7 protein-coding genes are annotated in these 11,785 nt (G+C 42.5%); 6 read left to right on the forward strand and 1 reads right to left on the reverse strand.

Annotation, left to right across the window (positions count from 1 at the left end):
* The first annotated feature begins 110 nt into the window (after nucleotides 1–110).
* The 6 genes from BHU72_RS00050 to metK all read left to right on the forward strand — a co-directional run bounded on the left by BHU72_RS00050 (nucleotide 111) and on the right by metK (nucleotide 10,472).
* Complete coding sequence (locus BHU72_RS00050; RefSeq protein WP_069700582.1) at nucleotides 111–1,361, forward strand: efflux RND transporter periplasmic adaptor subunit; 1,251 nt, start codon at nucleotides 111–113, stop codon at nucleotides 1,359–1,361.
* Nucleotides 1,351–4,500 (forward strand): efflux RND transporter permease subunit, encoded by a 3,150-nt coding sequence (locus tag BHU72_RS00055; protein WP_069700583.1) that lies wholly within the window; start codon nucleotides 1,351–1,353, stop codon nucleotides 4,498–4,500. The genes BHU72_RS00050 and BHU72_RS00055 overlap by 11 nt, the downstream gene beginning before the upstream one ends.
* Complete coding sequence (locus BHU72_RS00060; RefSeq protein WP_176720352.1) at nucleotides 4,478–5,155, forward strand: TetR/AcrR family transcriptional regulator; 678 nt, start codon at nucleotides 4,478–4,480, stop codon at nucleotides 5,153–5,155. The genes BHU72_RS00055 and BHU72_RS00060 overlap by 23 nt, the downstream gene beginning before the upstream one ends.
* A gap of 204 nt (nucleotides 5,156–5,359) precedes the next feature.
* Nucleotides 5,360–8,353 (forward strand): S8 family peptidase, encoded by a 2,994-nt coding sequence (locus tag BHU72_RS00065; RefSeq protein ID WP_069700585.1) that lies wholly within the window; start codon nucleotides 5,360–5,362, stop codon nucleotides 8,351–8,353.
* 70 nt (nucleotides 8,354–8,423) lie between these two features.
* Nucleotides 8,424–8,981, forward strand: coding sequence for a hypothetical protein (locus tag BHU72_RS00070; protein WP_069700586.1), 558 nt, complete (start codon nucleotides 8,424–8,426; stop codon nucleotides 8,979–8,981).
* 291 nt (nucleotides 8,982–9,272) lie between these two features.
* On the forward strand, nucleotides 9,273–10,472 hold the full coding sequence (gene metK / locus BHU72_RS00075; protein WP_069700587.1) for a methionine adenosyltransferase: 1,200 nt from the start codon (nucleotides 9,273–9,275) through the stop codon (nucleotides 10,470–10,472).
* Between the two features lie 76 nt (nucleotides 10,473–10,548).
* Here metK and csaB read toward each other — a convergent pair whose 3' ends face one another.
* Nucleotides 10,549–11,694, reverse strand: coding sequence for a polysaccharide pyruvyl transferase CsaB (gene csaB / locus BHU72_RS00080; protein WP_069700588.1), 1,146 nt, complete (start codon nucleotides 11,692–11,694; stop codon nucleotides 10,549–10,551).
* Nucleotides 11,695–11,785 lie beyond the last annotated feature (91 nt).

The raw sequence follows: 11,785 nt of genomic DNA on the forward strand, positions 1-11,785 counted from the left end.
GCAAATTGTCTTTGACTTCCGACTGGCCGGTCAGTAAAATTAAGAAGTATTCCAGAAGATAACAATACATACAATCAAAAGGAAATGTTTAATGGAGGGGAAGATAATCTATGAATAAAGTAATACGTACGGTTGTGTTAGGATTTGCTATATTAGCGCTAGTAGCTACAGTTGGCTGTAATCCTAAGACGGAAGAGGTTACTGCCGAGCCTGAGGAGCGTATCGTTCCTATAACGGTAGCGGAAGTGAAAACAGGCATATTAAACGATTCCTTAGGTTATTTAGGAGAATTAGAGACTTATAGAGAAGTGAAAATCATGCCGAAAACACCTGGGAAAGTTACGCAGGTGTTCGTAAAGGTTGGCGACGAGGTCAAGCAAGGGCAACGGTTACTGACCCTTGACACGACGGATACATTAAACCAGATGAAGCAACAAGAATCACAGATTACTTCTATAGAAGCGCAAATTCGACAGGCACAAGCGAACATGAAAACACAGCAAAGTAACGCCAATGTTCGTGTTACTAGCGCGAAAGTTGCCTATGAAGACGCGAAGAAAAACCTCGAAAGAACAGAAGCTCTTTACGAGGGCGGAGCAGTACCATTACAGCAATTAGACACTGCAAAGCTACAATATACCAATGCGAAGAATAATGTAGAGTCTGCAGAAAAAGATGCTAAACTAGCAGAAGGTCAAGAAGCTATTGATGTTGTAAAAGCATCTCTTGAGCAAGCAAAGGTAAACTACGAAATTACAAAATCACAATTAGATAACATGACGGTCACAGCCTCAATTGCTGGTACGGTATCTGATGTTGCAGTTGATCTCGGGGAAATCGCTTCTCAGCAAATGGCTGCTGTTACGATTATTAATGTAAATCCAATTCTAGTAAAAATTCCCGTCCCAGAAAGTTCGATTAGCCAGGTAAAGGTGGGCGATAAGTTGCCTGTTTTCATTTCGGCAGTTGGCGAAACCCTTGAAGGGACTGTTTCGCAAATCGCATTAGCAGCGGATCGTCAGTCTAAGGCGTTTCCTGTAGAATTACGATTAGACAATAAGGACCGTAAGTTACGTGCAGGGATGATGGCCCGCGTCGAATTTAGCACACGCAAAACAACACCAGTTCCAGTTGTGCCGAATGATTCTGTGATGAACGACGGGAAACAAGCAAAGGTATTCGTAGTCAATGGGGAGCGTGTCATTCTTCGTGAAGTTACTCTTGGAAGGTCTTCAGCGAAAATGACAGAAATTCTTGAAGGATTAGAAGAAAAGGAACAAGTAGTAGTAGGTGGAAAGAGTCTATTAAACGACAATGCAAAAGTGAAAGTAACGGAAGTGGTGGAAATCAATGAAAATTAGTCATTTTTCTGTCAACCGTCCCGTTGCTATTACGATGCTGGTCATTACCATATTAATCCTCGGGATGGTTTCGTTTACTAAATTAAACGTGGATTTATATCCAGAACTGGTATTTCCAATTGCGATTGTAGCGACGAGTTATGACGGGGCTGCCCCGCAGGAAGTGGAAACGCTAATTTCTAGGCCACTAGAGGGTGTTCTAGGAACAGTTGAAAACGTCAAACAGATTCAATCCGTCTCGCGAGCCGGGGCGTCCCAGGTAATCATCGAGTTTAACTGGGGCACCAATATGGATTTTGCCACGCTGACAATGCGTGAGAAAATCGATATGATTAAAAATGCTTTGCCAGACGGTGCAGGCGATCCATTAGTTATTAAAATCGACCCGGCAGCGATGTCGATTCTAACCCTCGGAATCAGTGGTGGAGCAGATATCGTAGAATTGAAGAATCTTACAGACGACACCATTATTCCAAGGCTTGAGCGTGTGGCAGGGGTAGCTTCTGTCGGTGCGACTGGTGGGAAGAAGCAAGAAATCCACGTCGTTGTAGACTCGAATCTATTAAATGGATATGGATTAACTTTATCCCAAGTAACACAAACGCTGATGGCAGAAAACAGTGCGATGCCTGGCGGAGATTTAGAAAAAGGTCTAAAGGAAATGTATATCCGCTTAGACAATGAATATAAGTCGATTGATGAAATAGCAGAGGTGAATTTTCAGCTTCCATCCGGTGGGACAGTGAAACTGAAAGACTTCGCAACGATTCAAGACAGCTTCCGTGAGACGAAACAAATCACGCGATTGAACGGCGTTCCAAGTATTGAGATTAATGTCTATAAGCAGACCGATGGTAACACGGTGAAGGTTGCCAATCAGGTTTCCAAAGCACTAGAAGAGCTGAAGAAAAGCGGGGCATTGCCAGATAATGTAGCGATTACCCCAATCTTTGACCAGTCTGTGTTTATCAAGCAATCGATTGAATCTGTTGTAAAAAATATGATTTTCGGTGGTGTCTTTGCATTAATTATTCTGTATCTATTTATGCGTAGTTTACGAAGTACGCTAGTCATAGGACTTGCGATGCCATTTGCGGTGATTGCAACGTTTACAATGTTATATTTTTCAGGCCAAACCTTAAATATGATGACTTTAGGTGGTCTCGCCCTTGGGATTGGTATGATGGTAGATAGTTCCATCGTTGTACTCGAAAATATCTTCCGTCATCGTCAAATGGGTAAAAACCTTATTCAAGCGGCGAAAGATGGTGCCAGTGAAGTTGGCTTGGCGGTATTAGCAGGTTCATTTACCACAATTGGAGTATTCCTGCCAATCGTTTTCGTAGATGGGATGGCTGCACAGTTCTTCCGTCCATTAGGATTAACGGTTTCGATTTCAATTTTTGCAGCTTTAATTGTGTCATTGACGTTGGTGCCGATGCTTGCATCCCGCTTATTACGCGTGGATTTACATGATGAAAAGCCGAAGTCGCGCAATCCTTTTAAGAACCAACCAATCACCCGAGGCTTCGGACGAATGATTGATGGGCTGACGGTCAAATATAGCGGCTTGTTACGTTGGTCTGTTGGCCATCGCAAGACAGTACTTTTTATCACGACTTTATTATTTATCGGCGCGGCTATGCTGGTGCCGTTCGTCGGTGCCGAATTTATGCCTGCGATGGACACCGGGGAGTTATCTGCTAGCGTTACGTTACCAAAAGGCACGCTGGTTGAAGAGACGGAACGTGTGACAAGTAGGGTAGAGGAGTTAATCTACCAAATCCCTGAAGTCGACATTGTACTTACTAGTATCGGTTCCGGAGGCGGTATGGATTTCAGTGGTGCTACGGTTACAGAGCGTGGAAGAGTCACCGTCAAGCTAGTACCATTAGCCCAAAGGGAGCGTAGTACAGCGGAAGTTGTTGAAGATTTACGCCAGAAGGTGAACACGATTGAACACCCTGATGCTGTTATCGAAGTGTCAGAAATGGATAACTCGGGTGGTCCACCAACGGCTCCTTTGGAAATCCGTATTCAAGGAAATAACTTTGAGGTATTGAATGATTTAGCGGGCATCATTGCAGAAGAAGTAAAGCTAGTAGAAGGTACGCGTGATGTCAAGAACTCTTTGGAGGAAGGTCGTCCAGAGCTACTGGTAAAACTTGATCGCGAGCGTTTAGCTCGTTATGGAATTTCCACGACTCAAATCATGAGTACGGTACGTACTGCGTTCCAAGGGCAAGTATCGACTCAGCTGAAAACTGGGGAGGACGAAATTGATGTGCGCGTCATCCTGCCAGAGGAGCAACGTCGCAATGTCAAAGACTTAGAGCAGCTTGTCGTTCGTTCGCAATCTGGAGCGCAAGTAGCGCTTCATGATTTAGTAAGCTTCAATGAACAAACAGGTCCGTCCCAGATTTCCCGTCGCGCCCAAGTGCGTGAGGTGACGATTACGAGTAATATTTATGGTCGTGATTTAGGTAGTATTGTGGAAGATATTCGCGTGCGTGTGGATAACCTTGCAATTCCAGAGGGATACTTCGTGGAATATGGCGGCCAAAGTCAAGATATGGCAGAGGCATTTGGAAGCTTATTGATTGCTTTAGTCCTTGCCATTGTGCTTGTATATATCATTATGGCGGCGCAGTTTGAGGCATTTACGTATCCGTTTATCATTATGTTCTCGGTGCCAGTGACCTTTATCGGGGTCGTTGTCGGACTGTTCGTAACAGGTCGGACACTGAGCGTCACATCCTTTATCGGGTTGATTATGCTCGCGGGTATTGTTGTTAACAATGCCATTGTATTGGTGGACTACATTAACCGCTTACGTGCTGAAGGAATGGAACGTGACGAAGCAATTATTGCAGCAGGTCCAGTCCGTCTACGCCCAATCCTAATGACAACACTCACAACGGTGTTAGCATTAGTTCCATTAGCAATAGGCATAGGAGAAGGGTCAGAGGGGCAAGCTCCGATGGCAACAGTTGTTGTATTCGGTCTAACATTCTCGACTTTAATTACCTTGGTGTTAATCCCAGTCGTGTATACATTATTTGATGATTTAGAGCGTAAGCTCGTGCGCTGGTTCGGCCCGAAGACGGATGTAGATGATGGGATCAAGCAACATGCATAAAGAAGTTCCGTCGATTCGACATCATGTCATTGGATGGGATTGTAGGCCGAAGGAATTAGATGCGCTACCGAAAAAAGAAGCCCGTGAGTGGTTGCGACGTGAGCAGATTGTCGCTGCTGCCTTTCAAGTATTTAGTGAAAAAGGAGTTCATCAAACGAAAGTTGAAGAAATTGCACTGATTGCTGGCATTGGCAAAGGTACAATCTACGAATATTTTGGGAGCAAACTAGAAATATTTTTCAGTATGATGCTGTGGATCTTTGAGCGATATTATAGCAAGCTTGAGGAGAATATCCCGAATGATGAAAGCGCGTGGCGTCAAATTGAGAAAATCACCGATAGCTTATTTGAAATGCATGATGATTTTAAAAAACTGCACGTCATGCTCATGAGCGAGTTCAAGCATATTCCGGATGATATGACACCGATTCTATTCCAGCAACGTGCGAAGAAGTTAGAGTTGATTCAGACGGTTATAAAAAAGGGGCAGTCCGCCAAGGAGTTTGACGGTACGGTAGATAGCTCGCTAGCTGCAGAAATGGTGCTTTGTAGCTTTGAAGGGATTATTGGGTATCGGTCATTGATGAATACTGAACTTGAAATTGATAATACTAAGCTACAAATCCTCGCTATGATTCGGAAAATGCTACATTAGAAAAAAGCTGTCCTTAGGGAAATATCTCTAAGGGCGGCTTTTTTGCTATAGTTCAGGTGTAGTAAAAAACTCCGTCTGAACTAAGTTTTCTGTATCTAAAGTAGCATTTTTCAAAAAAACATGAAGTGGGCATAAAATCATCACGATTTAGCGATTGATGTATGATACAATATATAGTGATTCAAAATTTTTGGAGGTCATCTCATGCTTTTCCTACGGGAGCAACGGATCATATTGTGTATCATAATTGTATTACTACTGGTTGTGGTCCCTTTGGAAGCAACAGATTTTGTGCTGTCTGAATCGTCAATACCTACTGATGAGATTACGGAGGAAAAGATTCAAGACCATTTTCATGAGATTATTGTAAAATGGCGGGATGGTGTGAATCTACCAACGATTCCTGGCACTGCGCTGATTGATAAAGATATGGAAGAAAGAATCGCGAAACTTGCTGTCCATAATCACTACAAGGTACAGGATGTCATGTACTCCGTTCAAAATCATGCAGATATAGAATATGTTCAGCCGAACTATCGATATAAAATACATGCAAGAGCTTCACAAACAAGTGTTAGACCTGTGCAAGCAACGGATCCAGATATTATGAAGCAATGGCATCTGGAGGCCGTTAGTTTGCCATCAGCTTGGACTTTGAGTAAAGGTAACTCGAATATTATCATTGCTATCTTGGATACGGGTGTTGATTTAGAATCCCCAGATCTTGCTGCGAATTTGGTGCCTGGATATAATGTTCTAAAGCCAGAACTCCCGCCAAAGGATGACTATGGCCATGGTACACAAGTGGCTAGCATTCTTGGAAGTATAGGGAATAATCAGCTCGGTGGCGCCGGAGTCCTGTGGAATGCAAAGATTATGCCCATCAAAGTACTGGACCGTGGTGGCGAAGGTGACGATTATAGTATCGGACAAGGTATACGTTATGCAGTGCGTAACGGTGCGAAAGTTATCGTTCTATCTTTAGGTGATCGCTTATACTCGAAACACATGGATGAAGCGGTTCGTTTTGCCGAGAACGAAGGAGTACTACTCGTGGCTGCAACGGGGAATAATGGCTCGACAGTAAATTACCCTGCGGCTTTTCCGACAGTTCTTGCAGTTGGTGCCTTTGATCAAAATTACAAAGTTCCTGCCTATAGTAACTTTGGCCCTGAAATTGATGTGGTAGCGCCAGGGCAAGACATTTATACGACAACGTTAAGAGGTCAATCGGTAGTCAATAGCGGGACATCGATGTCTGCGCCGATTGTAGCAGGCATAGCAGGACTAATATATAGTAAGTACCCGGATATGAAGCCGTGGCAAGTTAGGCAGTTATTGCGTCAGTCAGCTGTTGACATGCACGAGGCAGGCTGGGATCAACGAAGTGGCTATGGGCGTGTAGATGCGTATCGTGCATTGACTATGGTTCCGGAAATTGATATCTGGGAGAATAATAACACAGTGGAACAATCGAAGGTTTTTCCACGGGATACTAAGATTTATTCCGCGCTCCAAGGCGTCAATGATGTGGATTGGTTTTATATTGATATCAAGCATCGTGGGAAAGTCAACGTTCCTTTTAACAGTGATTTTCAAGGGCTGGGCGTACAGTGGTTTCGCTACGTCATGAATGAACAAAACGAGGCTGGTATCCTCACACCTGTTGCTTATTCGCCAGAAAGAAACTTTGAATCGGGTAGATATTATTTCAGGGTTTCTGTAGTCAATTGGGATCGAATGATTGCTTCTTTACAACAAAAGTCTGTACATCCTAGCCAGTTTGACCAAACGTCTATAGAATATCAGCTTGAGCATCTGTTTACGGTTGCAGAAGATCAATATGAAGTGAACAATACCATTCATCAAGCAGCACTCATTGATATTATGAAAATTGAATATATTGAAGAAGGAAATCCGTATATCACGGTTCAAGGGACTTTGCATCGCGATGGAGATTTAGACTGGTATCAGTTAGATTTACCAAATCCCGGGGAAGTAATATTGGAGGTCGTTAACGACTACGGTAGATTGGATCCAGTTCTAACCATATCACGAACATTAAGCTCAACTGCTTCGCGATATACGGTCATTGATGACCATCCCCAAGGGGCGGGGGAATACTGGCGAGGAAATGTCGAGGCGGGTAAGTTCTATTTCATGGTGACTGACTACCAACGCGCCAAACATCCGATTCCTTATGAAATTCGTATCACATACATTCAAAAGTACGTCGATTCATGGGAGCCGAATAATCAACGCTACGTCGCGCCTGCCATTATGAAGGATCACGATGTCTATGCGTTTCTCAACGGAAACCAAGATCGAGATTGGTTTGCTTTCTATATTGAAGAAGACACCTATGTTGACATTGATTTTACGGCATTAGTACCAAAGCATAATCTAGATGGTGTAGAATTTGCGATGAACATCTTCGAATCGACAAAGGGTACCTATACGTATTCGAAATCTGTGGCCAATATGCGCGAGTTGCTGTATCACAATATTTTCTCGCCGGGTGTGTACTATATTGAACTGATGAAGAGTGGAGTAGAGTCTACGAATAACCTTCAGATTCCATACAAACTTCGTCTCACAAAGAAACCAGTAGGAGAAATCAACCGAGCGAACATGAAGGTTGTGTTAAAGGATTTATACAACCCAGAATTAGAGAAAGCTGTTTATGAGTTAGTCAATCGAAATATAGTACAAGGCTTTCCAGATCAAACATATAGACCATTAAAGCCATTGACCCGTGGAGAGTTAGTAACGCTCATACTTCGTTCAAAGAATATAGATATTACAAAAGAGGCACTAGCAATTCCAAAGCGTTTGACAAATCAAGATATACAATCGAATCATTGGGCCTATGATGCGATGAAAGTCGCAATGCAAAGAAAGATCATTGTTGGATACCAAGATCAGACACTAAGGCCCGATGCATTTGTAACGCGCGCAGAACTGGCAGTCATGTTACGTAGGGCGCATTCTGAATCGTATCAAGAATTAAAAGCCATCGGCAATCTACCTGCTATGCCTGATGTAGCGAAGCAACACTGGGCGCATTATGATATTTCTATCAATGTATGGATGGGTTTTGTCGAGAGTTTTGGTGATGATTACTTTAAACCAGATAAAAATGCGGACCGAGAGCAAGTGGCTTTGGCTTTACACAGAATTTTAGAAAGAAAATTATAGACTAACGAAAATAGACAGACGAATTAAGATAACTTGTGACGAGATAACTTCTAGATGGGGAGGAACAACAATGAAGAAATGGACATCATTAATCGCATTTTCATTACTAGCTATGTTACTATTTGTGGGGCATGCTTTAGGAGTACAGTTCTTATCAACAGTACCAGGGTCAACAGACGATCCACTTGTAACCAAGAGCTATGTAGATGAATTATTAAAGAGTTATACACCGCAACAGAATACTGGAAATATTACTGCGTTAGAGCAAGAAATGACACGTAAAATGACAGAGTACGAGCAGAAAATTCAGACATTGATTAATAACGCGTCGGGACAAATCGGAGGAAATGAATTAATAGTTGTACAATTGTTCCCGGGGGATATACTAATTGGTGTGGCTGGAACAGAAATAATTGTCCGTAGCGGCAAGACGATGATTGTCGCAGAAGAAAATGGGATACCAGATGTAACAGCAGGAAAAGACTTGGGAAAAGGTACGGTTGTACCGCATAACCATCAATTATTAGTACCGCGGGCTGATGGCCGTGGAATCGTTGCAGATCAAGCGTCGACCTTGCCTGTATATGTGATGGTACGTGGTGGATATGAACTGCGCAAAGTTCAATAAATATCACGCCTATAACAGTTTGAAGATTTTTTTCGACAATTTGTGATAAAGAAAACTTAGTTCAGATGGAGTTTTTACTCCACCTGAACTCTAGTTGCACTTATTTCGAAGCTTGGCGGCACTTATCTCCCGCTTTCACCTCAGGTACGTAATGGTTCTAACTATTTTAAAATAGAAGAACCATTCAGTAGAAGTGGGAGTATTAGTAAACGCCGCTGAGATAATCATTGACATTGAAGGTTAAATACATTAATATAAGCGCGATGCATAATGTTTAGGAGGGCTGCTATAATGGCTGAAGAAAAGCGTAGATATTTATTTACTTCAGAATCGGTTACAGAAGGACACCCAGATAAAATTTGTGACCAAATTTCTGACTCAGTGTTAGATGCAATTTTTGCAGAAGACCCAAATGCTCGAGTAGCATGTGAAACATCAGCAACTACTGGACTTATCTTAGTTGCAGGAGAAATCACAACTGCCTGCTATGTAGATATTCCAAAGATTGTACGTAAAACAATTAATGAAATCGGGTATAATAGCGATTTTTACTTTGATGGAAATACATGTGCTGTTTTAACAGCGATTGATGAACAATCTCCTGATATTGCGATGGGAGTCGATAGAGCACTAGAAGCTAAAGAAGGCTTAATGTCTGATGAGGAAATTGAAGCAATCGGTGCTGGTGACCAAGGTTTGGTATTTGGTTTTGCAGTGAATGAGACAGAAGTACTTATGCCGTTACCGATTTACTTAGCTCATAATTTATCTCGCCGCTTAGCAGATGTTCGTAAAAATGGTACTTTGAACTATTTAGGACCAGATGGCAAAACGCAAGTAACTGTGGAATACGATGGGGACAAGCCTGTTCGTATTGATGCAATTGTTGTTTCTACACAACATAAAGCAGAGATTACTTTGGAGCAAATTAAGGAAGACATCCGTAAGCATGTAATCGATCCAGAAGTACCAGCGAACTTAATTGATGAGAATACGAAGTTCTTCATTAACCCAACGGGACGTTTCGTAATTGGTGGCCCTGTTGGTGATGCTGGGTTAACTGGCCGTAAAATCATTGTAGATACATACGGTGGTTATGCTCGTCACGGTGGCGGAGCTTTCTCTGGTAAGGATCCTACAAAGGTTGACCGTTCTGGAGCATATGCTGCTCGTTACGTTGCGAAGAATATCGTAGCTGCTGGCCTTGCTAGCAAGTGCGAAGTTCAAATCGCTTACGCAATTGGTGTAGCTCGTCCAGTATCTGTAATGGTAGATACTTTTGGCACTGGAAAAGTTAGTGAAACTTTACTTACTGATCTAGTAAACAAGCACTTTGACTTACGCCCTGCTGGAATCATTAAGATGCTTGATCTGCGTCGTCCAATTTACAAGAAGACTGCTGCTTACGGACATTTTGGCCGTAATGACCTAGATCTTCCATGGGAAAAGACAGATAAAGCAGAGTTACTAAAGCAAGAAGCAGGTTTATAAAAAAATAAAAGTGATATTTAGAGGAGGGAACCTTTTCTCTAAGTATCACTTTTTCTATTCTTTTTAATGCATGTTGTTATCTGCTGTTATTGGAACTGAAAGGCTTGTTTTTGTCCCTTAATATATTGAGGGCTAGTCTTGCACTTTCCTGGGCGGAAGGCTTAAGCTTTTGCACTTGCTCGACAAGGAAATTTCGCTGTGCTTCAAGGTGGTTGATTTTTGATGAGACATCATCTAATAACTTCTCTGTTGTGATTGTCTCTACGTGATCTGGCATTGGGTAGCCAACGCTTTCCACAAAGCGGTCAATCTTCGGATCATACGATAAAGCAGTAAATGGGATTCCTAGAATACCAGCAAGGATGAGCGCGTGAAGCCGCATTCCAATCATATATTGTACATTACCAATCATACTAACGACATCGCGAAAGTTCATGTTCTTCTCGTCAATAAGGATAGCATCCTGGTAATGTTTCATTTTCCTTATGATTTCTTGGGACGGAGCTATATCCATCGGATGGTGCATAGGGATGAATACAACTTTCCAACCTTGGGTAACAAGGGAATCCGCAGCGGCTGCAAGGCTGTCAAGATATGCTCGCTCCTTACGCCAGACGCGAATCGAAATTCCGGCAATACGTTCTGTCGAGTGAAGCCCGTATTTTTCAAAGATACGTTTCCCGATTGTTAAGTCAATGTGACTCGGATTAATAGCTAAAGCAGGGTCCGTCGTTAGGTACATCGGCGGATTGTGGATGCCCATGCCTTGAAGTTCCAATAGTGACTTGTAATCCCTTACGGTAATGATATCGACTTTATTGGCCACATGTTTCATCAGGTGCTTACTGACAGAATGGGTAATAGGCCCAATTCCTTGGGCATAAAAAACAATCGGCTTGCCCATCTTTTTTGCAAGCCAAGCAATGCCAAGATAATATATAACACTACGCGGGCTTGTGACATCCTGTAGAAGGCTGCCACCACCCATAATTAGTAGGTCGGACTTTTTTAGTTGTTCGTAGATTTCTGATAAAGACCATCGGTTATAGGCTTGAATGCCAAAAAGTTTAGCAGTTAACTCAGGCTGATTCGACAATACAGCTAGTTCTAAAGACGATTCTTCGGAATAGCCTTGCTGTAAAGCTGTAATAATTCCGTCAAGAACGGTATCGTCCCCAGTATTGTTAAAACCGTAATAACCGGATATTAGAATTCGTGGCATGCGTGCGCCTCCGTAGTGAAACTTGTCTGATAGCAAATACGTATATAGTATATCAATAGAAAGAAAGTTTGAAAAGCGCATTGCAAGATAT

This window comes from Desulfuribacillus stibiiarsenatis (assembly GCF_001742305.1).
GTDB classification, from domain to species: domain Bacteria; phylum Bacillota; class Bacilli; order Desulfuribacillales; family Desulfuribacillaceae; genus Desulfuribacillus_A; species Desulfuribacillus_A stibiiarsenatis.

Excerpts from the sequence above, each read along its gene's own strand:
- metK (WP_069700587.1), top strand. The coding sequence starts at position 9,273 with ATGGCTGAAGAAAAGCGTAGATATTTATTTACTTCAGAATCGGTTACA.
- BHU72_RS00060 (WP_176720352.1), top strand. The coding sequence starts at position 4,478 with ATGGGATCAAGCAACATGCATAAAGAAGTTCCGTCGATTCGACATCAT.
- csaB (WP_069700588.1), bottom strand. The coding sequence starts at position 11,694 with ATGCCACGAATTCTAATATCCGGTTATTACGGTTTTAACAATACTGGG.
- BHU72_RS00065 (WP_069700585.1), top strand. The coding sequence starts at position 5,360 with ATGCTTTTCCTACGGGAGCAACGGATCATATTGTGTATCATAATTGTA.
- BHU72_RS00070 (WP_069700586.1), top strand. The coding sequence starts at position 8,424 with ATGAAGAAATGGACATCATTAATCGCATTTTCATTACTAGCTATGTTA.
- BHU72_RS00055 (WP_069700583.1), top strand. The coding sequence starts at position 1,351 with ATGAAAATTAGTCATTTTTCTGTCAACCGTCCCGTTGCTATTACGATG.
- BHU72_RS00050 (WP_069700582.1), top strand. The coding sequence starts at position 111 with ATGAATAAAGTAATACGTACGGTTGTGTTAGGATTTGCTATATTAGCG.